Consider the following 22,558-nt stretch of genomic DNA (forward strand, 5'->3'; position numbering starts at 1 on the left):
ATTCGAATTCGTTCTGTGGCCGCAAAGTATATAGTCCGCTTGGGGCTTGTGAAAGACAATGAGCACACGCGTGGTCGACCGCGTTGACGAGTGGAGCGAGCGGCCCTTTACTGACGGCCACCGCACGCTTCACAAGTTCGCAGATGAAGAATTCTCCGGTGTCGTCCGAGCCGGCGGTGCAGAACTCTACATGACCAAAGGTACCGTTGTCGGGGTTCGTCACGGTAGCATTGAAGAGTTCACAGAGTCGGGCACCGCTTACGAAGCGCCCTCTCCAGCCCTCCCATTACTCGCTGAGATGCAGGAGGCCAACGACGACGTGCGCGCGGAGTACTACAGCGAAAAAACGTCGATTGCCGAGGTCGATTCGACACTTAGCGACGGCGGCTTTACTGGCTTCGTCGAACTCTCGGATAACGTGTTGAGCGGTGACTATTATCAAGTATATCACGCCGGTCAATCGATGAGCGTCGGCTTCATCGGTGAGTCGAGTCGGCTTATCCACGGCGACGAAGCTTTTGAGACAGCAAACGACGAGGTTGGGATATATCAGGTTCGCCCGGCCGAGCTCTCTGTCATCGAGCTTCCGGACGTAGAACCGGTTCACGATGAGTCGGCTGATGCTGGCGCAGAGACCGAACAGACCGACGATGAGGACGAAGTAACAGAAACCGCGGCTGTGGAGGGAGCGACGACCAATGAGGAGGCCACAGCTACTAAAGAGACAGATGAAACGGACGCGACCAGCGAGACAGATCAAAAGCAAGACGACGAAGAGACAACGGACGAACCGACTACTGGAGACCGGTCACGCGAAGCAAACAGCAACCAACAACACGACGACACTGCGGCGGCCGAGCAACTGCAGACAGAGGCAGATACCGAGTCAGGTCGTACTGAGAAAGAAGACGAGTCAGCCCAAACAGAGGTTGCCGCGAACAACACGGCCAACTCAACGGTTCAGGGAGCACAAGTAGCGAGCCAGTCACAGCCGACAGCGGGCGACAGTGAGAGTGTCGAGCGGTCGACAGATCAACGCGGAGCCAGCAGGCAACAAAAAGAGCAGTCGGCAGAGAGCCTTCATGGCACCTCTCAGAGATCGTCAGCACAAAGTGGCCGCTCAACTGGAACGGCAGATGCAGACGTTGACCTCGAAACTCAGGCAATTCCATCCTTAGATCCGAGCAAAACAGAGGAACCCGAAAACAGTGGTACCAGCAGTCCGGCGGACTCGTTTGTGGACACACAAGAACAGCAGTCGTCGGGAACAGGCACAACACACGAAAAGCAATCAGTCCAGTCAGCCCAGCCAGTGGGGTCACCACAGGCAACACAAACAGTAGAGCCCACCCAGACGACACAGTCGGAGACAACCCAAACAAGAGAGCAACCAGAGAACACGCCAGACAAGTCCCAACAGAAGACAACAGACGAACCGTCAGTTGATACCGAGCGAGTGTCCGAGCTTGAGGCAGAAATCGAAGAGCGTGACGAGGAAATCGACCGTCTGGAGTCAGCACTCGACCAGAAGACGACGGAGTACGAAGATGTAAAATCTCAGCTCGAATCGGCCCGCACAGAGCGTGACGAGCTGGCGGCCGAAGTTGAAGAGCTAGAAGCGGACCTCGAACGGCTAGAAACAGAGCTTGGAGCAGCCACCGACGCTGAGCGACGGATGACAGCAGGTGAGGCCCTCTCAGGGACAGATATCTTCCCGCGGTACGCGTCGAAAGGTGACGCTACCCTTGAGAAAGCGCACAACGGGAGCAACCGCCGTGAGGATGTACTCGGGAATCTGCGACTTGAGCAAAACACGCAGTTCGATGCAGACGCTGTCTCGGTCGGCGGCGAGGTATACGACACGTTCCTTGAATCCACGCTCGAATATCGCTTTGTCAACTGGGTTGTGGGCAACCTCTTGTTCGAGATCCGCGAGACCGGGCATGAGAAACCACTCAAGGACCTCTACGATTCGTTGCCGGTTATCGACTGGGCCGACCTGAAAGGGACCGTCGACGTGGTATACAGTGAAGACGGACAAGAGACGCGGTCACAGGAATCGTTCGACATCGTCCTGCGCAACCGGATGGGCGAGCCGCTTATCGTTGCAAACCTGAACGACGCCCGGAAAGGTGCGACGGAGTCAATGATGGAAAACCTCGTACGCTCGGCCAAGCGCGTCGGCCAATCGAGTGATGCCTTCGCCGGTGCGTTCTTGGTCACGCGCAGTTTCTTCGAGCCGCCAGCGCTGGAAACAGCCGACGAAGCGACAAAAAGTGGGCTTCTCAGCCGGAGCAAACGCAAGAGCTTCGTCAATATCTCTAGAAAGAACGGCTATCACCTCTGTCTCGTCGAGGCGCGCAACGAAAACTTCACGCTGCTTGTGCCCGAGTTGTAGAATTGTCGGTAGAACAAAGCAAACGCTCTTGACGGCCAACTGACCGAGAAACGGTACGATATCGCTGTCTTGGTCTAGTTTTCAGCTTCTGGAGCGCTCTCGATTTTCATGCCGTCAAGCTTCTCGACGATATGGTCGATTTTGCCGTCGAGTTCCTCAACGAAATCATGAGTATCTTCAGTGGTGATGGCACCTTGGCTCGATGGCTCGATAAGGTTCTCTTCTTCGAGAACACGAAGCGAGTAGCGAACCTTGTGATGAGGGTATCCAGTTTCGTTTGACATTTTCACAATCCCAATGGGCTCGTTTTCGATCACCATTTGCAATACCTGCAGATGGCGCTCCAGCATATCGACTTCTTTCTCAAGCCTATCTATCATGGCATTTGTTAACTAGTATTGGGCTCATTTAAAAGTTATTGTCGTATGAATGCCTTTCCGATTTCGGCGGCATTCTGTACCATCAGGCGACGAGGCATGGTATGTGGTGTCGTTTAATGGAAGTGGTTTGAATCCGCCGAACTGTACCATGACATTTCACCTAACAGGTATTTAACGGTTGGGAATAGTTGACAGCACAGCAGACAGGAGAACGGACCGTAATCTGTTTAGCCCATTGGTGGGAATGTGGCTGTGATGACCGTAACAATCGTCGGCGCACAGCTCGGTGACGAAGGCAAGGGCGGAATCGTCGACCTGTTCGGCGAGCCCGCTGACGTTGTTGTCCGTTACCAGGGTGGCGACAACGCTGGACACACCGTCGTTCACGAAGGAGCGGAGTATAAACTCTCGCTCGTTCCCAGTGGCGTCGTCCGTGATAAAACGGGCGTGCTGGGCAACGGCTGTGTCGTCAACCCACGGACGCTGTTCGATGAACTCGAGATGCTCCGTGACCGGGAGCTCGACCCTGATGTCCGGGTCGCTCGACGTGCGCACGTTATCTTTCCATATCACCGCGTACTCGACGGTATCGAAGAAGAAGCCAAAAGCGATTCCGACCAAGAAGTCGGAACGACCGGGCGAGGCATCGGGCCGACTTACGAAGACAAAGCTGCACGCCGCGGCGTCCGCATCGGCGACCTGACCAACCGCGAGGTCCTCCGCGAGCGATTAGAGTATGTTATTCCACAGAAGCAGGCTGTCGCCGAAGAGATATTTGGCGTCTCAATCGACGAGGAGGCGTTCGACACGGATGCACTCGTCGAAGAGTTCAGCGAGTACGGCAAGCGCTTCGAGCGTGAAGGGATGCTCGTCGAGGCTGGAGAGTATCTTCGTGGACGGCTGGACGATGGTGCAAATGTCGTCTTTGAAGGTGCACAGGGGACGATGATCGATATCGACCACGGAAACTTCCCCTATGTCACATCCTCGAACCCGACCGCTGGCGGCGCAGCAACCGGTTCCGGTCTTGGCCCCGGTGTTATTGGGGATGGTGAAGTTATCGGCATCATCAAAGCCTACCTCTCGCGGGTTGGCAGCGGCCCAATGCCAACCGAGCTCGCCGGCGTAGAGGGTGATACCCCCGGTTACGACGGCGACGCGGGCGAGCGCGAGGAGGAACTTGCTGAGCTGATTCGGGAGAAAGGTGGCGAGTACGGCACAGTAACAGGCCGGCCTCGTCGCGTTGGCTGGCTCGATATGCCAGTCCTCCGTCACGCCACGCGAGCAAGTGGGTTCACTGGTCTCGCTATCAACCACATCGACACGCTCGCCGGGATAGACGAACTGAAAGTCGGCCATTCGTACACGCTCGACGGTGAGAAACGAACGGCAGTCCCCGCAACGACCGAGCGCTGGGCCGGCTGCGAGCCGAACTACCGGACGTTCGATGGCTGGGGGGAGGTCGACTGGGAAACAGTCTCAGAAGACGGGTACGACGCCCTGCCAACGAACGCCCAGACTTATCTCGATTACGTCAGTGATGAACTTGAGACACCAATCTACGCCGTAGGTGTCGGTCCCGGCCGCGACGAGTCTATCGTCCTCAAACACCCATTCGAGTGACTGCGTCGGTAGAACCTATTTGTTGCGTTCAGGTGTGAGATATCGCTTGCGTCAGCGTGTGTTCTTTGCCGCGACCGACGAGCAATTACGACCCCGAAACAAGTCTCCGACGAGACACCAATGTCAGATATCACACCAACAGACCCACAAGAGGCCTGCTTTGAAGCGGGGATTAAATTTGGCTCACTGTACCACCAGTTCGCCGGGACACCGGTGTCGCCGTCGAGTGCAGCCTCAGTCGCACAGGCAATGGAGGAGGCAATCGAGAACCAGCCACACTGCGTCGACGTAACTGTCGACGTAGACGGCGACCGTCTCGCGGCCGACATCGCAGAGGGGTCGGCCAGTTACACTGAACTTACGGGTCGCTTTCTCGATGTCACACTAGTCATCGAGTACGAAGGAGTCCGTGCTACCGCCGAGATGGAACTCGTCGACGGCTATCCGCTAATGCAACTCACAGCCGTCGAAGATATTGCGCAGTAGGCCAAAGGTGTAACCGATGTACGTCCTTCGTGGCCGCGGAAAGACGCTTGGGACGGACCGAGAGGCGACTGATGAGTTCGTCCAGCGAACACGTAAGACAGGCGAGGCGGGCGTCCGGGTCTGGCAACCCCCCAAGAACGTCGCCTTCGGACGGCGTGATGGAAACCGCGACGGGTACGAACAGGCACTAACTGTTGCAAACGAGCGTGGATACCCAGTTGCCGACAGAAGCGTCGGCGGACACGCCGTCGCGTTTACCGGAACGACTGTCGCCTTCGCGTTCGCGGAGCCAGTCGAAGATTCGCGGTCGGGTATCACCGAACGGTACGACCGCGTTACCAAACGCGTCGAGGCGGCCTTGCACGCTCTTGGCGTCACCGCCAACGAGGGCGAACCTGCCGGCGCGTTCTGTCCGGGCACACACTCACTCTCTGCCGAAGGGAAGATTGTCGGCCTCGCACAGCGAGTCCACAGCGATGTTGCCGTCACCTCAGGCATCCTCATTGTTGCTGACCATAAGGCGATTGCAACGGTACTTGAGCCAATTTACGACTTGCTCGATGTGTCCTTTAACAAGAGCGCAGTGGGCAGTATCGCCCGCGCAGACGGAGACACAACACGGGAAACGGTCATCGAAACGTTCATCAAACATCTCACCAGCGGCGGACACGACACGACCGAGGTCCTTCGAGAGACTTAGGGACGCTCGGCGTAGAGCGTGGGTATGCTCATTCGGAACGCGACGCTTGCGGACGGCGACACCTGTGATGTCCGTATCAGCGGCGACCGCATCACTGCCGTCGCCGGCGAGGGAGAAAGCCTCAGTACGAGCGACGACGACCATGACGAGGGCGAACCACGTGTTATTGACGCGAGTGGTAAACGGCTGCTCCCGGGAATGATTGATGTCCACGTGCACTTTCGTCAGCCCGGATTCGGGCACAAGGAAACGTGGGAGACAGGAACAAAAAGCGCCGCCGCCGGCGGTGTGACAACTATCGTTGACCAGCCCAACACGGAGCCACCGACGGTCAACGAGGCGGCGTTTGCAAAGAAACACGAATACGCCGACCAGGCACATATCGACTTTGGCATCAACGGCGGCGTCACCGGCGACTGGGACCCCGACAGCCTGTTCGACCAGCCGCTTTTCGCCCTAGGAGAGGTTTTCCTCGCAGATTCGACCGGCGAGATGGGTATCGATACGTCACTGTACGTAGACGCGCTCGAACGCGCCAGCGAGGCCGACGTGACGGTTACCGTCCACGCCGAGGACGAAACGTTGTTCAACGAAAGTTCGAAATCCCGGACGGACGCTGATGCCTGGAGCGCTTACCGGCGACCAAAAGCCGAAGCGAAAGCAGTCGAGCAGGCGTGTACACTCGCCGCCGAGCGTGACAGTCAGATTCACGTCGCCCACACAAGCACGCCACAGGGTATCGATGCTGCTGCCGACCACGGGATGACCTGCGAAGTGACACCACACCACCTCTTTCTCTCGCGAGATGACTACCCCGAGCTCGACACGCACGGCGTAATGAACCCGCCGCTGCGCCGAGAGGGACTCCGGCGTGATGTCTACGACCGGGTTGTCGATGGCACCGTCGATATGATTGCGACCGACCACGCTCCACATACCGCCACAGAAAAGCAAACAGGCGTCTGGGATGCCCCCAGTGGAGTTCCCGGCGTTGAAACTGTCTTGCCGTTGTTGCTCGCCGAGGCCGAACACGGCGGCTTCGACTACGAGCGCGTTCGTGACCTGACGGCGACGAATCCCGCCGACACGTTCGGGCTGCCCAACCGCGGACGAGTACAGGAAGGAAACTACGCCGACCTTGTGCTGGTCGACCCAGATACGATAACGGAGATTACCCCCGACCGATTGCATACGAAATGTACGTGGACCCCCTTCGAAGGCCGGGACGCAATCTTCCCAGAGTGGACGATGCTCCGGGGCGACTACGTCTTTGAACGCGACGTAGACGACCCATTCGGCGAGCCACGCGGCAAGAATGTCCGAAGCTAACGCGCGTCGAACGCAAAGCCGTTAGAACTCATCAAGTGCAGACTGGCCGCCATCACCAGCGTGTTCAGCGGCGGCACGGAGCGTTTTTTCGAACACGTCGCTTTGATTCGGGTCATACAGCGTTGCAGCCGGGTGGACACAGATAAGTACCGGGTAGCTCGTCTCACCGGCGTCAATCTCGTCGATGTTTCCCGCTTCGCTGGTAACAGCAACCGAACGGTCGAGCAGGTGCTCGGCCGGGACTTTTCCGAGAGTGACTACGAGTTCTGGGTCGACAGCAGTGATTTCCTGATTAAGATACGTTCGACAGTGCTCGCGTTCCGTGACTGTCGGGTCACGGTTTTCTGGGGGCCGACAACGGACACAGTTAGTGATGCGAACATCCGCCCGAGGGATACCAGCATCACGAAGCTCCGTGTCGAGGACGGTACCGCTACGGCCGACAAACGGTTCACCCTGTTCGTCCTCGTTCGCGCCGGGGGCCTCACCGACAAACAGCAAGTTTGTGTCAGTCGGGCCAACCCCGTCGACAATCTGGCTTCGTGACTCGACCAGCGAAGAACAGCGCTGGCAGCCGCTCACGCCGAGTGTCTCTCTGTCCCAGCAGTCAGTCGCGTCGTTCATACAACCAGAGACGGCAGCCGAAAGTAAAGGTGCTATTGTCCAGGGTTCTCGGGTCGCTGTCAACGAAACCCATCAGCACCGCGGGCAGCCAATCGTGCGACGCGCAGCGGCTCTGGACGGCTCCCTTCGGGCATAAAGGCACGGACAACATCGGCTGCTTTCGCGTCGTCGATACCGACGCTACGGAGATAGACCGTCGCGTCGTCAAGGGAAATAGAGCGGCGGTCAGGCTGCGCGCGGTAGGTTTTGAGTCGTCGGGTTGCCGCCTCGCCGTCAAACGCCTCACGAATCGCTGACACCAACCCGTCGCTTGCCTCGAAACTGACCGAGAGCGCAGGAACACTAGTCTGCTCAAACAGGCGTTGGAGGTCGATGATATTGTACCAAGCGGGAGCGATTCCTGCTACCAGCAGGTACCGAATGTCAGCACGGTCAAGCTCATCGAAAAGAGAAAGAATCGCAGTTGTTGCGTCAGTGCCGCCAACGGTACAGGTCGTGAACGCGAAGCCGTCGACGACTCGGTCCGCGCGGACGACGGTGCCAGCCAGCGTACTCGGAGTACCCTGATACGACTCTGCGACACCCAGCGCACGAACCCCTGATTTCACGTATTTTCTTTGATATCCTCGAGTTTATCGAGTAGTTCGTCGTTTGATGCCGTGAACTCGAAATCGACAGATCCGTCGTGGTCAGTCTCGCCGGCAGTAACAGCTTCATCATCGTCAAGGTCAGCATCGAGTTCCTGATTATCCTGTTCGGATTCGTCGTAGCTCCCGAACCCCATACATTTGGTTCAACGAGATTCAGGCTGAAAAATGACTCGGCCGAAAAGAGTTGACACGGACCAAGATGGCTAATAGCCAGTTGGTCGACACCGACTAGCCGAGCGCGAGACTACTTGGCGAACATATTCGATCGAGTGGGTGTTCTAAATATGTCCACACTCCATAGCGGTGTATCATATCGGACGGGTTTTGATAATATTGTATATAAACCACAAAACAGTTACATCGAACTGCCGTACCAACCGTATGGTGGCACGAAAAGAGAGTGATGAGCCAGCACAGCCGACGACGCTATCAGAGCTCCGGGCAGTGACGCCTGCGCTGTCAGACGGTCACTACTTCAACTTCGGTGCTCACGGACCCAGTCCACGTCCCGTCGTCGAGGCGGCCGAAGCCGCCCATCACGCCCACGAGTACGAGGCCCCAATCCACGACGACCCGTACGGTATGGCAGGCCACGAGGCAGAGAAGACACAGGAACGTATTGCGGCGTTTGTCGGTGCCTCGCCCGACGAGATTGCACTCACAGAAAGTACAACAGCAAGTGTCAATGCAATCGCAGGTGCAATCGACTGGGGACCAGGCGATGTCGTCGTTAGGACCGACATCGAACACCCGGCAGGAATCCTTCCGTGGCGGCGCCTCAAACGGAATGGTGTCGAGGTCCGGGTTGTCGAAACCAAGAGAGGGCGTCTTGACAGGGAGGCGTACATCGAGGCTGTTTCAGACGCGAAGCTCGTCTGTTTCAGTGCACTCACTTGGACGCACGGGACGGTACTCCCCGTCCGAGAGCTCGTAGATATCGCACACGACGCCGGCGCACTCGTGCTTGTCGATGCTGTTCAGGTCCCCGGTCAGCTGCCACTTGACGTTACCGAATGGGGTGCAGATGCCGTCGCGGCCGCGGGTCATAAGTGGTTACTCGGCCTCTGGGGAAGTGGGTTTATGTACGTCGACAGCGACGTTGCGGACAGGTTTCACCCCCGTTCGGTTGGCTACCGCAGTGTTACGGAACCAACTGGCGACGGGTTCGAGTTTGCAGCTGGTGCCCAACGGTTCGAGGTCAGCACAACAAACACAGCCCCCAACGCCGCGCTCCGTGAAGCAATTGGCATTATCGACACGATTGGTATCGACCGGATAACACAGCGGGTCAAACAGCTGGCAACCCAACTCGCTGACAGCGTCCCCGAGAAGCGACTCTACAGTCCAAAATCACCCGAATCGGGGCTGGTAACTATCGACGTCGACGACCCCGAAGCGACGGTCGCCCGGCTTGCCAAAGAGAATATCATCGTCAGATCTCTCCCCGAGCCAAACGGGATTCGGGCGTCTGTTCATGCAGTGAACACACCATCAGACATTGAGGCACTTGTCGACGCACTTCGCTCGGAGTGGTAAGGCAAGTGGACCCATTGCGGTAGTGACCCGCTCTCACAAGGAGAACGGCGGTCAACTAACTCCCACCCTGATTGAGCGGACGTATCCGTGATGGTCAGCTCTCGACGACCAATAGTATCGATATGCAATCCTAAAATGCTCCGAAATCGGGCCTTCGAGGCAGTCACACTGTGGTATTGTACCAATCGATGACGCGAGAGACGAGATGGATTACGACCGCGCCAAGGCCCATGTAGTAGAGTAGATAAATAAAGCCATACCCAAGCCAGAGTGGGTCTGACGTAAATATCAACCCGATAATACTGCCGGCAACAATGCCCGGGTGAAACAGCATATCGACTGGAAGCGAAGAGAGTATCGTCAAAATGACGGCCGGTATCATCAGAACACTGCCGGTAGCAGCGTCCCTTCGGTCCGGTGTATGCATAAAATATTCTTGATAGGAAGCCAGTATAAATTGTATGGGTGTTGGTCGTTCAGATATCACAAGAGCTCGGTATGTAGACGACAGCCCCTCACTGTTGTACGCAACTGGGCCCGGTCACGGTACACATCTACTTCATCATTCATCGATACGTCGTAGCTATGCGTACTGTCGTTTCACATACCAGTGAGAGGCTCCACAAATGAAAACCAAAGGAAAATAGCCCCATATCGGTCCTCGGATAACTGCGGGAGCTGTATATATACCAGTTGTACTGAAGACGACCTCTGCTTGAATTCCGATGATGACGACGACGGCAATAAATCCCAATATCGATTGATTTGGTTCTCACTCGATGTGTTGTTCGAATACGTCTCTGAGTGGAATTGGCGAGTACCAATATCCAACCCCCATCCCAAGAGCACCAATCCAATATAGCCCCAAGCCGGCAAAGAGCACAAGCTCGTTTCCTCGGCAGATGCGTATTTCAGACCGCGACTGCCTGGTCAAGAATGTCTCTCGAAGAACCGACTGCTAGACGAGAAGTTGAATGTCGGCATCAGCCATCTCCTGCAGTGCCGTCGCAGCACCGACGCCGGTCGTGACCTCGTCGTAGAAGTCATCTTCGTCGTACTCCATCAACTCGATAGTCATCTGGCAGGCCTGGAACTCCACGCCCATATCAAGGCTCGTCTCGATGAGTTCGGCGATGCTGGCCGTGTCGTTGTCGTCGATTCGTCGCTCCATCATCTTCGTTGTCACCCGGTCCATACCGGGGATTGCAGCGACGACGTTGGGGACTGGCATGTTTGGGTTGCCCACAGAGCTGAGTTTGAGGTCTTTTGACCGCTCTTCGTGGAGAATTTCGAGCCCCCAGAACGTATGAAAGACCGTCACATCGTACCCGAAGGCGGCCGCAGTGCTCGCGAGGATGAGCGGCGGGTACGCCATATCGAGGGTCCCTTTCGTTGCGATAATCGACATTTTCTTTGTGTCGTCCTCGGTGGTCGCCCCGAGAGACTCCTCAAGGTCCTCGATACGGGCGGCAAGCTCCGCACGCGAGGGAGCATCGTCAATCGACGCGTCGGATGTGTCCGTACTCATCGTTACTCCGTCTTGCGGATGTAATGCCTGTACACGTCACCATCTTCTATCTGGTCGACAAGTTCGACACCGCCAGTCCCTGAGGCCCACCCGTCGATATCGCTCATGCTTCCTGAATCGGTCGCAAGAACTTCGAGTATGTCGCCAGGGTCGAGGCCATCAGTTGCGGACTTTGTCTTTAGGACTGGCATGGGACACGATGCACCTTTCACGTCGAGCGTCTCCGCCGTATCGAATTCTGCACTCATGATTGATCTGCTCCAGTCGTTTGTATTGGAGCTATTGCACAATATTATCTCTGCGGTTAAAAGTATAGTGATTATTGTACACAAAAAGAACATGCCTAAGTTCATATAACTCGTAAAGACGCCTAAAACAGTATTTGGAGACGTTATAGATTTATTGGCAGTATCTATATTGTACTGTTTTTGAATTACTATGCAAACCCTTTTGTATCTCAGTCCGGTAGAAGGGAGTACACATATGGAGCCAGAAGACTTCCCGACTCCTGACGCCAACATCGAAAGCGTCGCCCCGGCGGTCCTGAAAGACCGTATCGATACTGGCGAAGCTATCACGCTTCTTGACGCCCGCATGGAATCAGAGTACAAGGAGTGGCGCATCGACGGGAGCACCGTCGACTCAATCAATATTCCATACTTCAAGTTCCTCGAAGACGATATCGACAGCGACGTCTTCGGGCAGATCCCCAAGGACCGTGAGGTGACCGTTCTCTGTGCGAAAGGTGGGGCAAGTGAGTTTGTTGGAGGCACACTTGTCGAACATGGGTACGATGTCAACCATCTTGAAGACGGAATGAACGGCTGGGCGAGCATCTACGACGCAGTCGAAGTCACCAGATACAACGGAGACGGGACACTCCGTCAGTACCAGCGCCCCTCCTCGGGCTGTCTTAGTTACCTCCTCTCTGACGGCGAGGAGGCAGCTATCATCGATCCACTTCGGGCGTTTACCGACCGTTACCTCGAAGACGCAAACGAGCTAGGTGTCGACCTGAAATACGCACTCGACACTCACGTCCACGCCGACCACATCTCGGGGGTACGTGCGCTCGACACGAAAGGCGTTGCGGGAGTTATTCCGGAACCGGCCGTCGACCGTGGAATTACCTACGCGGACGAGCTCACTGTTGTGGCAGATGGCGACACGTTCACCGTCGGCGATGCTACCATTGAGGCTGTTCACACGCCCGGACACACAACAGGGATGACCTCCTATCTCGTCGACGACAGTCTGCTCGCGACCGGCGACGGCCTGTTTATCGAAAGTGTTGCACGCCCCGATCTCGAAGAGGGTGACGAGGGCGCACCCGATGCTGCGGGCATGCTCTACGAGTCACTCCAAGAGCGCGTACTGACGCTGCCTGACGAGACACTTGTCGGCGGTGCACACTACAGCGCTGGAGCCGTTCCCGCCGAAGATGGGACGTACACGGCATCGATTAACGATCTCGTCAAGGAGATGGACACGCTGACGTTGGAGGAAGACGCCTTTGTCGACCTCATTCTTTCAGACATGCCGCCCCGACCGGCCAACTACGAGAGAATTATCGCAACAAATCTCGGTCAGGTTTCTGTCGATGACGAGGAAGCATTCACCCTCGAACTGGGACCGAACAACTGCGCAGCAAGCCAAGAGTCACTCGCAGGTGACTGAGGTAACAAATGCTTGAACACGTCCCACTGGTAACTGCCGGGTTGTTTCCCAACGGTGTGAGTCGCTACGCCGTCGGGGGCCTGTTCGTCGGTTTCGGCGTGCTCGTAATTTACGTTGGAACGGGTATTGCCGCTGGTGCGAGCACGTTTCTTGAATCGACGTTATCGTACGCCTCCGAACAGTCACGCTTCCAGCAGTACGTCGCTTCTCGAGACTGGCGTGTCGTGTTCACACTCGGTATCGTCCTCGGTGGGGCCGTGTTCGCAGCAACGGTCCAATCGGGCCTTATTACGACTGCGCTCTATGAGGCCGGGTCAACCGGCGAGTTGTACGAGGCCGGCGGTGTCACGTTCTGGTCGACCAGTATCCAGCCCTGGCGACTGTTCCTCGGTGGCATCTTCGTCGGTATCGGTACCAGAGTTGGCAAAGGCTGTACCTCCGGCCATGGCGTCTGTGGCGTCGGGTCGGCATCGCGAACGTCGATTATTGGCGTGATGACGTTCCTGCTGGTTGCCATTGCAACCGCTCAAATCGTTGCCGGACTAGGGGTGAGTCCGTAACATGGGAAATCGTCATCCGTTATTCAAGCCGCTGGTGTTCGTCGGTGGGCTGAGTTTCGGATTCGGTCTTGGCTTCAGCCAGATGGCACGCCCCGAGGTCGTATTGGATTTCCTCCAGTTCGAGGATTTCGGCCTGCTTTTTGTCATGTTCGGTGCAGCGATTGTCTCTGGAATCGGCTTCACACTGATACCGCGGGTTCGGGACGCCGCCCCATTGACTGGCGACCGGTACGAACGCCGGTTGAAGTCGTTTGACCGGAACGTCGTAATTGGGGGAGCTATCTTTGGCGTCGGCTGGGGGCTGTCAGGTATCTGCCCGGGTGCCGCATACGCGAGCCTCGGGACTGGGAATATCAGTATCCTCTGGGCGCTGGCCGGGATGTTTACCGGCGCGTACGCTCAGGGCTACTGGCGGAGTCTGTCAACAAGCACTGAACGGACACCCACGAGCGTGGACTGAACTGAGCTTCAGAGTACGTTTACAATGGAACCAACAGTCATCGGTCTGTTTCTCGTTGCTGGCCTTGCAAGCCTGTTTATGTCGTGGGTAATCGGTGCTGGCTCAAGCGGTGCGACGCCGTTTGCCCCGGCAGTCGGCGCGAATGCGATTTCGACGATGCGCGCTGCGTTCATCGTCGGCATCTTCGGGTTCACTGGTGCAGTCGTACAGGGAGCAAACGTCTCCAAAGCGGTGGGCCGTGGTCTCGTTGGTGGCACCAGCCTCCCAGCATCGGGAGTTATCGTGGTCCTGTTCATCGGTGCTGGGCTTATGACAATCGGCATCAAGACAGGGTATCCGATTGCGACGGCCTTTACAGTCACCGGGTCGGTCGTTGGCGTCGGACTCGCACTCGGGGGAACACCAGTTTGGTCGAAGTACCTGCAAGTCAGTGCTGTCTGGGTACTTACACCGTTTGTCGGTGGCGGCCTTGCATACGGTATCGCGAGTATTCTGCCGCGCAACGATGTCGCTGAGCGACACAGTGTTGCAGGGCTTGCCGGTCTTGTCGGCGCAGTCCTAGCAAATCTCGAATTTGCCTACCTTGGTCCGGGAAAGACCGCAGCGACGGTGACAGGTGTTGTCAAGCAAACGCTTGATACAGAGAGCACGATGGTGCCAGCCGTGGTTTCAATAGGTGTGGGTGTCTCGGTTGCCAGCCTTGTCTGGTTCGATATCCGCCGTGATCTGACTGGTGGCCTCCGTCGTGTCCTGCTTGTCCTTGGGTCACTCGTCGCGTTCTCGGCCGGCGGCAGTCAGGTTGGACTCGCTGTTGGTCCGTTACTGCCGTTGTTGGACGAGCTTGGCATGGTCTCAGTGACAGCGGTTCTTATTGGCGGCGGCATCGGAATTCTCGCTGGCTCTTGGACCGGCGCACCACGGATGATAAAGTCACTGGCGCGGGATTACTCCTCGCTTGGTCCGCGTCGCTCTATTGCGGCGCTCGTCCCGTCGTTTCTCATCGCACAAGTGGCCGTGTTGCTTGGCGTTCCTGTCTCGTTCAACGAAATCGTTGTTAGTGCCATTATCGGAAGCGGTGCCGCAGTCGGCGGCGGTGAGGCAGTAAGCGTACGGAAAATTCTCGTGACAGTCGGTGCGTGGGTCGGCTCGCTGGCGCTTGCGCTGGTCGTCGGCTACGTCACCGCATTCATACTTCCGATGAGTTAGCTGCACGGAGTTCTGTCCGTTGCTGGTTATAGCAGCGGCGTTGGCTCCGCTCTGCTTGTCAGCGGTGCTGTCGTCGATAGCACAGTAAGTGAACTCAGGGAATCAGAGGTAACGAGTTCCCCTGCTGCTGGGCAGTCTTTTTATATTGCCATAATTATACAATATTGTCCCACATACAACAGGCAACGTGTACAGAAGCATCCAAATTCCATGTCCAAGCAGTGACAGCAGGATTGGGAGAGTACACAGGATTGACGGCCAGACAGAGACGTATTCAGGCGCTGCTCGGGCCATAGCACCACTCACTACTGAGGGGATGAGATTCATTGTCAACAGCATGCTGCGTGATACAACGGTGATTCCGGACCGGGCTCGCTCAAAACGGATGCTTATCTAAGAGTTCGAGCGGAAAGACGAGGCTTTGGCGGCGTCAATCCAGTCCGGCAGTAGACTCTCTCTTAGAGTAGTGTCGGCTACTACTAGGAGTGACTCGTTAGGCGAGCCTGACGTTAGGCTCTCTTGATACAGTATTGTGCTTAACCCTCAAAACCCTTAACTGCATTCAGGCCATACCTGAGAGTGATGTCAACGCCTACGACTACTGAGGGTAGCGGGCCTGAGGAACCAATTCACGTCGACGGACAGACAGAACTAGATGCCGCCGTTTCCGACTATGATGTTGTTCTAGCAGATTTCTACGCCGACTGGTGTGGTCCGTGTCAGATGCTTGAACCGGTTGTCAAGACGCTCGCAGCTGAGACTGACACAGCAGTCACGAAGGTGGACGTAGACGCCAACCAGCAACTTGCCTCGACCTACGGCGTTCGCGGCGTCCCGACACTCGTGTTGTTTGCCGGTGGCGAACAAGTAGAAGAGATTGTTGGCGTCAAATCCGAAGACGAACTCCGCTCACTTATCGAGCGCTATACTGAGTAGGACCACCACGGAACCAACGTTCAAGAACGTGGCGGGCGTGGACGCTGGTATGGATGTACAGATGGTCACCGCGGATGCAGATGGGTTTACGTGTAACGCGTATCTCGCATTGGGGGAGCAAACAACCTTGGTGGATGCCGGTGCGATGGCTGGTGTCGAAGACGTGATTCAAGCGCAGACAGACACACTCGATAGCGTCGTCTTGACCCACCAGCACGGTGACCACGTTAGCGAACTTGATTCAGTTCTCTCGACGTTTGATGCCGACTGCTATGCCTATAACGACCACCCGAGCCGAACACACGAAGTTGCCGACGAAGACGAAATTCAGGTTGGTGATGAACTCTGTGAGGTCGTGTACACGCCAGGGCACGCTGATGACCACATTTCGCTTGTCGGTGAGCAGTCGTTGTTCTCAGGAGACGTGGTTGTTTACAACGACGGCGCGTTCGATGACGGCAGTTTCGGGCGCACTGACTATCCCGGCCAGTCACGCGAGCGACTCATCGAGTCCATCAAAGCGTTGCTCAACCGAATGCCTTCGGTTGAGGCGATGTATGCCGGCCACGGTGATGTCTACAAGGGAGATGTGCAGACAGTGATAGAGCGGGCGCTCGAACGGGCAACGCGTTACGAACCAAAGTATCCGGACGAGTGAATCGACCCCGTGCTGTCCAGAGAGATGGTGAGTTACGAATGACAGTCGGGTGACTCGGCCGCCGTCAATGGGGAGCACGACGTGCCGGTTTGGTTCACTGCCGGAACACACAGTCGCCAGCCCAGTGTGAGAAAACGGGTCGTCAGCCGCACAGCCGCGAGACAGTAAGCGACCACAGGGAGCGAGGTGGCTGTTGCCTTCGCAGTTACAGGCGGCCTGACAGTCACAGTTTCACCGCACGTCGGACAGTCAAGATGGCGACCCGATTTCGTCACTTGTACCTGCCAATCGCCGTCAACCCGGCTCTCGTGCCAGCATTCCGGACAGAAGAGTTGAGACTTTTCCGGGGAGGCACAGGAACCGGTCTGGGGTGTGGCAGTGGCCGGTGACATGCACTGACTGCTAGAAGATGGGTGCATATAAGTTTGGTGTCGGATGGTATTGTGTGGTAGAAGATGGGATATAGCGGTAATCAACTCAAGGCGCGAGCGAACGCTACCGCTGGAGACAAAGTAAGAAAGGACAGATAGAGCTAACGCTGGTGGGAATGCGAGACACGGTCGGGTGACCGGACGCTCAGGTACTACGGCTTTCGCGTGCCTTCGGACGGAGGTTACCGTAGCCACATTTCCGGCAACTGTCGGTACGCTGGGGGTTGCGAGCGTTACACCGCATGCAGACCTGCGCCGTGAAGAGTCGTTCTTCTGCTTCGTCGAACTTAGCCATACCCGCGCCTTATCGTGGGCGACGTTAAGTGTTTCCGGTTCGGGTTGTCGGCCTTCCCACGTCAGAGATGCCCGGCCCTACCGAGATGGTCGGTCAACGCTGACAGCACCTCGTCGTGTTGTTCGATATGGGGAGAGTGTCCCGCATCCTCGACGACGACCTCCCTGTACTCGCCGCCAGCGTCAGCGTACTCCTCGAAGATATCTCGGGTCTGTGTAACCATCGGCTGTGGCGGATAGGTGTCTTGGCCGGGCCAGTCGGGTAGTTCGCCGATTTTTCCAAGATAACCAGCATCGAAAAACGACGTGTCTGAAACGATACGGTCATCTGCTCCACGAACCCACAAGATTGGTGGAGAAGGGTCAGTATCGACGATACCAGTAAGGTCAAGATACTTCGGCGAAAGCGCATTGTTTGTGCCACCCTCACCCGGCGCGACGCCAGGCCAGTTCTCTGAAGACGTTGTATCTCCCGGATAGTAGTTGTCGCCGGTCTCAGTATTCAACAGCGCATCGACGTACACATCTTCGAGATCGGGATCAAGTTCAGTGTCGGGCGCGAGATAGAACGCTCGCATGACGTTGCGTGGTGAGGCGTCGGATTCGTCGCTCCGGTCGTTGGCCTCCAGTCGCTCGATAAACTCGTCGTTTGCCATCCCGCCACCAGTCCCTGCGTAGTCGGGCTGACAGGGCGTCCCGTCACGCAACGTGCCACCGTACCCGTACGGCGACACCGGATTTAGCAGCGTAAGCGAGGCGACCGCGCCCGGCTGTTCAATTGCGTATCGCATCGCGACGCCGCCACCAGTCGACCAACCGACGAGCGCCGGCTGAGTTAGCCCAAGTGTAGTCACCAGCGAAGCAATATCCTCAGAAAAGTCACGGAGACCCCGAGTGGCGTCGATTGGACATCGTTCGGAGTGACCATACCCCCGCAGATCAGGTGCAACCGCGCGGTAGCTATCGGGCAGGTCCGCAAGCAACTCTGCGTAGAAGCGCGCGGATGAAGCGTTACCGTGGATGAACACTACCGGGTCGCCGTCCTCACGACCAGTTTCGAGGAGATGTGTTTCGAGGCGGTCCGTGGACACTGTCCGGGAGCTGACACCCTCTGGGAGAGAACACATATGTTGTTGTACGTACAACTGGCGAATAAATGTGGGGCGTACTGAAGGTGATGTGCCAGTCTCTTGGTTCATTCGGTGCTGGTCGTGTCGTCGGGTGCGGTAGAAGCTCGGCGACGGGTACATACCCGCGTTCGTGTTGACTTGTTCTCTCTATTGCCAGTTTCAGGGCGTGATGACCGCCAGCCACGTCACAGACACCGCTTATCACGATTTGCTCACGTGGCCTCAAACCAATTACACTCAGTTGACGCCAGATTATCGACTAACTCGTCGGTCGTTGCGTGAAAGAAAAGTATTCGCTAGTCAGAGTGGGCCAGTGTCGGTTTCGAGGAGCGTTCTGGTATACTGCGCCTGAAGGCGAGCAAGGCCGTTCAGAAGGTTAAGTGAGACAACGAGGAACACAACTCCAACAGCTGCGACACCAATTGCCTCAGGGAGTGTATCGACGACCCAGGGACCGAAATTATACTGTGTAATGGACAGTTCACTCGCTGTGCCCACCGTCGCGTCTGGGTCGTCGTAGATGAACGGTGCTGCAAGCAGTGCCCCTGTGAGGGCACCTGAGGTGACCAGAGCAACCAGTGAAAGCAGTCCAAACACGAACTTCGAGAGGACGACAACGATGCTTGTCCACGTTGAGGTGGCAGTCACGAGGCGTTTGCACGCGGTAACGAACCCATTACCAGGGCGGGCGAACCATTCTTGCCAATCGAACGTACCGAGAGCCGCCGGCACCGAGGTCTGGACCCCAACAAGTCGAGTGGCGAGTGAGGCTTCGAGACCAGCGGCGAGAGTCGCTCCCGAAATTGTTACGAGTAAAATCGGGAGTCCGACAACCGTAATAAGTAGGCCCAGACCGAGCGCGCCGCCGCTGATGAAACACACAAAATACACAATTCCAAGCGGGAAGGCAAGCATGAGGTAGATTAGGTTCTTGTACGTCTGCGGTTCTACGGGTGCGACGACAAACCGACGAATCGCCGAAGCAACGCCCTGTGTCTGTGTTGATGAGCCAGTTCGATTCATTACTCAGTTGAACCTAGCTCTCGGGAGACCGTAATTTCCAGTTCAATGTTTCAACTACTGAAACAGACCCCACCTGTTTTGTGCTCTCTACGCTGTTCTTTCGGTGTTTCGGCTTGGATGGCAACTTCATCTAACGGGATATAGTCGTACTCTGTGTGTTGTGTCCGAACAGCAGTTGCCACGACCCTGTCTCGCCTCGGTTCTCACGCCAGAGCACTGTCTGCTCGGTCACCTCCATGTTCCACCGGTAGGGATGTGTGTTGAGACAGCGGGGTACAGCGACCCCGAGCTCGTGTAGACGACATGTTCAGGCTGCCCCGGACCACAACGGCTACCTGCCACGAGTGAGAGAGACAACTATGAACGAATCAACGCTATGTCACCCAATTATTGATGGAGAGTTACTGTTGATTCGAAAGCAACGAGGGCTTGGCGAGGGGAATCTCGTCGGGCCGGGAGGAAAACTCGAAGCTGGGGAAACACCACTCACAGCCGCCCGACGCGAAGTGCGTGAAGAACTACACGTCGAGGCGACCGGTGTCCAGAAGTGTGGCGAGTTCGGCTTTCACTTCCGAGATGAGGAACTCGACGAGGACTCGATGTACGTCCACGTCTTCACCGCCGACGGTATCGACGGAACGCCGGAGGCAACCGAGGAGGCGGTACCTGAGTGGCACGACGCTGATGAGCTTCCCTACGACGAGATGTGGGTCGATGACCGTATCTGGATGCCCCATATGCTGCAAGACCAGACCTTTACCGGGACATTCGTTCTCACAGACGACGGCGATGCAATGCATCGCTACGAGATGGAACTCGGTGTAGAGTTTTAGGACTGATTAACCAGTCTCTTAGATGTCCCTACTGCTCTGGCTCAGCTTTGGGAAGTTCGACGGTAAAGACAGAGCCAGCGTTTGCCTCTGATGAGTCACTGTCTTCGACCCATATTTGACCGTTGTACTGGTCAACTAGCGTCGAGACGAGAAAGAGACCGACACCGCTGCCAGGACTGTCTGCGTCCATCGTGCCCTTCTCGAAGATTGTCTCTTTGTTTTCATCGGGGATACCGGGTCCGTTATCCTCGACGTAGATTCGGACGTGTGTGTCGGTTTCTTCGACGGTAACGAACGCCTCGGGATTGTCGGCCTTGTTGTGCCGGATTGCGTTACTCAGCAGATTACCAAACACTGACGAAAGGAGTTCATTCGCCTTGACCGTCACCGACGGGATATTCTCAATGACGACGGTTCCCTCGGCGAACGCTTCACGTTTCTTTTCGATTTCAGTTTCGAGGACCGTCGCAATATCGACTGGTTCGAGTTCGAGATCACCTTCTCCCTCGATTGATTCAACGAAGTCGCGTGCAATCGTGGTGAACTCGGCGATATGGTTGCTTGTGTCCTGAATCCGGTCGACGAACTCTTGACCCGAGTCGTCGACGTGGGAACCAAGACTTCCGGCCCACATCATCAATAACTGGACATCGTTTCTGATGTCGTGGCTGACGATACGGTTGATCATCGCCAGGGTTTGAGTTTTCTGTTCGAGTTCGCGCTCGTTGTGTTTCTGGTGGGTCATCTCTCGCGTGACCAACTGTACCATTTCGTCACCGCCAGCTGAGAGTGGCACCGCGATGTTGTGGAAATGCCGGACGCCAATGCTGTCCTGAAACGTAACTGCGTTCCCGAGTGCGAGTGCCTGCTTGCACATGTCGAGTCGCCCCTCAGCAATTTCATCGGGAAGAAATGCCGAAATCTGCTGGCCGACGAGTTCCGACTGGGGGGCACTAAACTCGGTTGCCATCGAGTCGTTTGCTGCGATAATTTCACCATCAAGACGAAGTTGAGCAATAACATCGGGAGAGTTGGCAACCAGTTGCTCGTATTTCCGCTGTGTCCGGCGCTGCTCAACAAGGTTCCGAATGCGGTTGACCAAGAGGTCAAGTGACTCCTCCATTACCGACTCCTTGAGCAGGTAGTCGTCAATCCCAACAGTAATTGCCTGGCTCGCGACTTCTTCGTTTCCCTGCGCGGTAAGTAATACGAACGGGACCTCCATCTCTTCTTCGATCATCTCGTAGAGTTCTAGCCCCGAAGTGACCGGCATTTCGTAATCACTCACGATACAGTCAAAGGACTGTTCGCGCGCTTCGGATAGTGCATCGGCGGCGTTTTGCGCCATCGTCGTGGTGATTTCGTATTCAGTTTCGAGCTTGTCTGAGAGCATCGAAGCGAAGAAATCGCTATCGTCCACAACGAGTACTGAAAGTGACTCGCGGCTCACCATAGTTGTGACTGATGTACGTAATACAGTAGGCTGATAGTAATATACAATTGTTGGTACCGGAATCGTCACCCGACAGAAGAGAATTCTCCACTCTCTGCCGCTGAGACAGCCATTACGTATCTATCTACACTGTGCAACAAAAGGTATGCCAACGATAGACGCGGATATTCGTGCACGAATCGAATCGGACCCATTCTGCGAGACACTGGGCATCGAACTCGTCGCGCTCGAGTCCGGCTCTGCACAAACGACGCTTACAGTTACCGACGACCTGCTCAACTTTCACGGGACACCACATGGTGGGTCTACTCGCTCGCTGATGCCGCATTTGCGCCCGCCTCTAACTCCCATGGCAACACTGCAGTCGCACTAGAGGTGAATATCTCAGATCCCGATGCCGTCGACACCGGTGGGACACTGACTGCCACAGCCGAGGAAAGTCACCGCAGAGGCCACACCGCCGAGTACGAGATTGTCATCACGGACGGAGACGCGAACCGTATCGCAACATTCCGTGGACGTGTATATCGACCAGAGTGATACCCAACGAATAACAAAGAGCCATAAAATTCACAGTTCAGTCGTCCGTAGATTTATTTACAGATGTCTGAAGAGACATCTACTCGCCGACAGTTTCTCAAAC

At 56.2% G+C, this 22,558-nt stretch carries 25 protein-coding genes and 1 pseudogene; 14 read left to right on the forward strand and 12 right to left on the reverse strand.

What is annotated here, in order from left to right; all coding sequences use genetic code 11:
- Nucleotides 1–58: 58 nt before the first annotated feature.
- A complete protein-coding gene (locus N5098_RS10475) occupies nt 59–2,398 on the forward strand; it encodes a DUF7527 domain-containing protein (protein ID WP_267637813.1) in 2,340 nt (779 codons plus the stop codon).
- A gap of 74 nt (nt 2,399–2,472) precedes the next feature.
- Here the strand turns inward: N5098_RS10475 and N5098_RS10480 are convergent, their stop codons facing one another.
- The gene (locus N5098_RS10480) at nt 2,473–2,778 is read right to left on the reverse strand and encodes a hypothetical protein (RefSeq protein ID WP_267637814.1); all 306 of its coding nucleotides are present in this window, start codon (nt 2,776–2,778) and stop codon (nt 2,473–2,475) included.
- A gap of 255 nt (nt 2,779–3,033) precedes the next feature.
- Here N5098_RS10480 and N5098_RS10485 point away from each other — a divergent pair, with 255 nt between their 5' ends.
- From N5098_RS10485 to N5098_RS10500, 4 genes are all read left to right on the forward strand, one after another.
- Nucleotides 3,034–4,401 carry an adenylosuccinate synthase gene (locus N5098_RS10485; protein WP_267637815.1) on the forward strand — a complete coding sequence of 456 codons (1,368 nt, stop codon included), beginning with the start codon at nt 3,034–3,036 and terminating at the stop codon, nt 4,399–4,401.
- A gap of 120 nt (nt 4,402–4,521) precedes the next feature.
- The gene (locus N5098_RS10490) at nt 4,522–4,887 is read left to right on the forward strand and encodes a dihydroneopterin aldolase family protein (protein ID WP_303651904.1); all 366 of its coding nucleotides are present in this window, start codon (nt 4,522–4,524) and stop codon (nt 4,885–4,887) included.
- Nucleotides 4,888–4,903: 16 nt separating this feature from the next.
- Entirely contained in the window at nt 4,904–5,587 is a 684-nt protein-coding gene (locus tag N5098_RS10495; RefSeq protein ID WP_267637816.1) for a lipoate--protein ligase family protein, read from the forward strand.
- 24 nt (nt 5,588–5,611) lie between these two features.
- On the forward strand, nt 5,612–6,916 hold the full coding sequence (locus N5098_RS10500; protein ID WP_267637817.1) for a dihydroorotase: 1,305 nt from the start codon (nt 5,612–5,614) through the stop codon (nt 6,914–6,916).
- 21 nt (nt 6,917–6,937) lie between these two features.
- Here the strand turns inward: N5098_RS10500 and N5098_RS10505 are convergent, their stop codons facing one another.
- The 3 genes from N5098_RS10505 to N5098_RS10515 are packed head-to-tail and all read right to left on the reverse strand — an operon-like array spanning nt 6,938 to nt 8,324.
- Nucleotides 6,938–7,540: a uracil-DNA glycosylase gene (locus tag N5098_RS10505; RefSeq protein WP_267637818.1), complete on the reverse strand. Its 603-nt coding sequence runs from the start codon at nt 7,538–7,540 to the stop codon at nt 6,938–6,940.
- 59 nt (nt 7,541–7,599) lie between these two features.
- Nucleotides 7,600–8,148, reverse strand: a complete 549-nt coding sequence (locus tag N5098_RS10510; RefSeq protein ID WP_267637819.1) for an endonuclease dU — start codon at nt 8,146–8,148, stop codon at nt 7,600–7,602.
- Complete coding sequence (locus N5098_RS10515) at nt 8,145–8,324, reverse strand: DUF5786 family protein (protein WP_267637820.1); 180 nt, start codon at nt 8,322–8,324, stop codon at nt 8,145–8,147. Before N5098_RS10515 ends, N5098_RS10510 begins: the two co-directional genes overlap by 4 nt.
- A 250-nt stretch (nt 8,325–8,574) precedes the next feature.
- Between N5098_RS10515 and N5098_RS10520 the strand changes: the two genes are divergently transcribed.
- Nucleotides 8,575–9,726 carry an aminotransferase class V-fold PLP-dependent enzyme gene (locus N5098_RS10520; protein WP_267637821.1) on the forward strand — a complete coding sequence of 384 codons (1,152 nt, stop codon included), beginning with the start codon at nt 8,575–8,577 and terminating at the stop codon, nt 9,724–9,726.
- Nucleotides 9,727–9,889: 163 nt separating this feature from the next.
- Here N5098_RS10520 and N5098_RS10525 read toward each other — a convergent pair whose 3' ends face one another.
- The 3 genes from N5098_RS10525 to N5098_RS10535 form a co-directional block, all read right to left on the reverse strand.
- Complete coding sequence (locus tag N5098_RS10525; RefSeq protein ID WP_267637822.1) at nt 9,890–10,153, reverse strand: hypothetical protein; 264 nt, start codon at nt 10,151–10,153, stop codon at nt 9,890–9,892.
- Nucleotides 10,154–10,684: 531 nt separating this feature from the next.
- On the reverse strand, nt 10,685–11,254 hold the full coding sequence (locus tag N5098_RS10530) for a DsrE/DsrF/DrsH-like family protein (RefSeq protein WP_267637823.1): 570 nt from the start codon (nt 11,252–11,254) through the stop codon (nt 10,685–10,687).
- A 2-nt stretch (nt 11,255–11,256) separates the two neighbouring features.
- The gene (locus N5098_RS10535; protein WP_267637824.1) at nt 11,257–11,502 is read right to left on the reverse strand and encodes a sulfurtransferase TusA family protein; all 246 of its coding nucleotides are present in this window, start codon (nt 11,500–11,502) and stop codon (nt 11,257–11,259) included.
- A gap of 235 nt (nt 11,503–11,737) precedes the next feature.
- Between N5098_RS10535 and N5098_RS10540 the strand changes: the two genes are divergently transcribed.
- The 6 genes from N5098_RS10540 to N5098_RS10565 all read left to right on the forward strand — a co-directional run bounded on the left by N5098_RS10540 (nt 11,738) and on the right by N5098_RS10565 (nt 16,751).
- Nucleotides 11,738–12,931 carry an MBL fold metallo-hydrolase gene (locus N5098_RS10540; RefSeq protein WP_267637825.1) on the forward strand — a complete coding sequence of 398 codons (1,194 nt, stop codon included), beginning with the start codon at nt 11,738–11,740 and terminating at the stop codon, nt 12,929–12,931.
- Between the two features lie 8 nt (nt 12,932–12,939).
- Nucleotides 12,940–13,491: a YeeE/YedE family protein gene (locus N5098_RS10545; protein WP_267637826.1), complete on the forward strand. Its 552-nt coding sequence runs from the start codon at nt 12,940–12,942 to the stop codon at nt 13,489–13,491.
- Between the two features lies 1 nt (nt 13,492).
- Nucleotides 13,493–13,951, forward strand: coding sequence for a YeeE/YedE family protein (locus N5098_RS10550; RefSeq protein WP_267637827.1), 459 nt, complete (start codon nt 13,493–13,495; stop codon nt 13,949–13,951).
- Nucleotides 13,952–13,975: 24 nt separating this feature from the next.
- Nucleotides 13,976–15,157, forward strand: coding sequence for an inorganic phosphate transporter (locus N5098_RS10555; protein ID WP_267637828.1), 1,182 nt, complete (start codon nt 13,976–13,978; stop codon nt 15,155–15,157).
- Nucleotides 15,158–15,739: 582 nt separating this feature from the next.
- On the forward strand, nt 15,740–16,093 hold the full coding sequence (gene trxA / locus N5098_RS10560) for a thioredoxin (protein ID WP_267637829.1): 354 nt from the start codon (nt 15,740–15,742) through the stop codon (nt 16,091–16,093).
- A 49-nt stretch (nt 16,094–16,142) separates the two neighbouring features.
- Nucleotides 16,143–16,751, forward strand: coding sequence for an MBL fold metallo-hydrolase (locus N5098_RS10565; RefSeq protein ID WP_267637830.1), 609 nt, complete (start codon nt 16,143–16,145; stop codon nt 16,749–16,751).
- A 32-nt stretch (nt 16,752–16,783) separates the two neighbouring features.
- Here the strand turns inward: N5098_RS10565 and N5098_RS17800 are convergent, their stop codons facing one another.
- From N5098_RS17800 to N5098_RS10580, 4 genes are all read right to left on the reverse strand, one after another.
- A complete protein-coding gene (locus N5098_RS17800; RefSeq protein ID WP_465261600.1) occupies nt 16,784–17,170 on the reverse strand; it encodes a DUF8106 domain-containing protein in 387 nt (128 codons plus the stop codon).
- Between the two features lie 157 nt (nt 17,171–17,327).
- Nucleotides 17,328–17,477 (reverse strand): 50S ribosomal protein L40e, encoded by a 150-nt coding sequence (locus N5098_RS10570; RefSeq protein WP_267637831.1) that lies wholly within the window; start codon nt 17,475–17,477, stop codon nt 17,328–17,330.
- 61 nt (nt 17,478–17,538) lie between these two features.
- On the reverse strand, nt 17,539–18,603 hold the full coding sequence (locus N5098_RS10575) for an alpha/beta fold hydrolase (protein ID WP_267637832.1): 1,065 nt from the start codon (nt 18,601–18,603) through the stop codon (nt 17,539–17,541).
- A gap of 303 nt (nt 18,604–18,906) precedes the next feature.
- Nucleotides 18,907–19,629 carry a sensor domain-containing protein gene (locus tag N5098_RS10580; protein ID WP_267637833.1) on the reverse strand — a complete coding sequence of 241 codons (723 nt, stop codon included), beginning with the start codon at nt 19,627–19,629 and terminating at the stop codon, nt 18,907–18,909.
- 359 nt (nt 19,630–19,988) lie between these two features.
- On the opposite strand from N5098_RS10580, the gene N5098_RS10585 reads away from it, so the two are divergent.
- A complete protein-coding gene (locus tag N5098_RS10585; RefSeq protein ID WP_267637834.1) occupies nt 19,989–20,462 on the forward strand; it encodes an 8-oxo-dGTP diphosphatase in 474 nt (157 codons plus the stop codon).
- A 28-nt stretch (nt 20,463–20,490) separates the two neighbouring features.
- Here the strand turns inward: N5098_RS10585 and N5098_RS10590 are convergent, their stop codons facing one another.
- Nucleotides 20,491–21,915, reverse strand: coding sequence for a sensor histidine kinase (locus N5098_RS10590; protein WP_267637835.1), 1,425 nt, complete (start codon nt 21,913–21,915; stop codon nt 20,491–20,493).
- Nucleotides 21,916–22,060: 145 nt separating this feature from the next.
- On the opposite strand from N5098_RS10590, the pseudogene N5098_RS17600 reads away from it, so the two are divergent.
- Nucleotides 22,061–22,455: pseudogene (locus N5098_RS17600) on the forward strand (PaaI family thioesterase).
- Nucleotides 22,456–22,558: the final 103 nt, after the last annotated feature.

Origin of the sequence: Halovenus rubra (genome assembly GCF_026586665.1) — an archaeon.
Lineage (GTDB): Archaea > Halobacteriota > Halobacteria > Halobacteriales > Haloarculaceae > Halovenus > Halovenus rubra.

What these genes read in the sequence shown, in the direction of transcription:
- N5098_RS10475 (WP_267637813.1), top strand. Translation starts at nt 59, where the DNA reads ATGAGCACACGCGTGGTCGACCGCGTTGACGAGTGGAGCGAGCGGCCC.
- N5098_RS10480 (WP_267637814.1), bottom strand. Translation starts at nt 2,778, where the DNA reads ATGATAGATAGGCTTGAGAAAGAAGTCGATATGCTGGAGCGCCATCTG.
- N5098_RS10485 (WP_267637815.1), top strand. Translation starts at nt 3,034, where the DNA reads ATGACCGTAACAATCGTCGGCGCACAGCTCGGTGACGAAGGCAAGGGC.
- N5098_RS10490 (WP_303651904.1), top strand. Translation starts at nt 4,522, where the DNA reads ATGTCAGATATCACACCAACAGACCCACAAGAGGCCTGCTTTGAAGCG.
- N5098_RS10495 (WP_267637816.1), top strand. Translation starts at nt 4,904, where the DNA reads ATGTACGTCCTTCGTGGCCGCGGAAAGACGCTTGGGACGGACCGAGAG.
- N5098_RS10500 (WP_267637817.1), top strand. Translation starts at nt 5,612, where the DNA reads ATGCTCATTCGGAACGCGACGCTTGCGGACGGCGACACCTGTGATGTC.
- N5098_RS10505 (WP_267637818.1), bottom strand. Translation starts at nt 7,540, where the DNA reads ATGAACGACGCGACTGACTGCTGGGACAGAGAGACACTCGGCGTGAGC.
- N5098_RS10515 (WP_267637820.1), bottom strand. Translation starts at nt 8,324, where the DNA reads ATGGGGTTCGGGAGCTACGACGAATCCGAACAGGATAATCAGGAACTC.
- N5098_RS10525 (WP_267637822.1), bottom strand. Translation starts at nt 10,153, where the DNA reads ATGCATACACCGGACCGAAGGGACGCTGCTACCGGCAGTGTTCTGATG.
- N5098_RS10530 (WP_267637823.1), bottom strand. Translation starts at nt 11,254, where the DNA reads ATGAGTACGGACACATCCGACGCGTCGATTGACGATGCTCCCTCGCGT.
- N5098_RS10535 (WP_267637824.1), bottom strand. Translation starts at nt 11,502, where the DNA reads ATGAGTGCAGAATTCGATACGGCGGAGACGCTCGACGTGAAAGGTGCA.
- N5098_RS10540 (WP_267637825.1), top strand. Translation starts at nt 11,738, where the DNA reads ATGGAGCCAGAAGACTTCCCGACTCCTGACGCCAACATCGAAAGCGTC.
- N5098_RS10545 (WP_267637826.1), top strand. Translation starts at nt 12,940, where the DNA reads ATGCTTGAACACGTCCCACTGGTAACTGCCGGGTTGTTTCCCAACGGT.
- N5098_RS10550 (WP_267637827.1), top strand. Translation starts at nt 13,493, where the DNA reads ATGGGAAATCGTCATCCGTTATTCAAGCCGCTGGTGTTCGTCGGTGGG.
- N5098_RS10555 (WP_267637828.1), top strand. Translation starts at nt 13,976, where the DNA reads ATGGAACCAACAGTCATCGGTCTGTTTCTCGTTGCTGGCCTTGCAAGC.
- trxA (WP_267637829.1), top strand. Translation starts at nt 15,740, where the DNA reads ATGTCAACGCCTACGACTACTGAGGGTAGCGGGCCTGAGGAACCAATT.
- N5098_RS10565 (WP_267637830.1), top strand. Translation starts at nt 16,143, where the DNA reads ATGGATGTACAGATGGTCACCGCGGATGCAGATGGGTTTACGTGTAAC.
- N5098_RS17800 (WP_465261600.1), bottom strand. Translation starts at nt 17,170, where the DNA reads ATGCACCCATCTTCTAGCAGTCAGTGCATGTCACCGGCCACTGCCACA.
- N5098_RS10570 (WP_267637831.1), bottom strand. Translation starts at nt 17,477, where the DNA reads ATGGCTAAGTTCGACGAAGCAGAAGAACGACTCTTCACGGCGCAGGTC.
- N5098_RS10575 (WP_267637832.1), bottom strand. Translation starts at nt 18,603, where the DNA reads ATGTGTTCTCTCCCAGAGGGTGTCAGCTCCCGGACAGTGTCCACGGAC.
- N5098_RS10580 (WP_267637833.1), bottom strand. Translation starts at nt 19,629, where the DNA reads ATGAATCGAACTGGCTCATCAACACAGACACAGGGCGTTGCTTCGGCG.
- N5098_RS10585 (WP_267637834.1), top strand. Translation starts at nt 19,989, where the DNA reads ATGAACGAATCAACGCTATGTCACCCAATTATTGATGGAGAGTTACTG.
- N5098_RS10590 (WP_267637835.1), bottom strand. Translation starts at nt 21,915, where the DNA reads ATGGTGAGCCGCGAGTCACTTTCAGTACTCGTTGTGGACGATAGCGAT.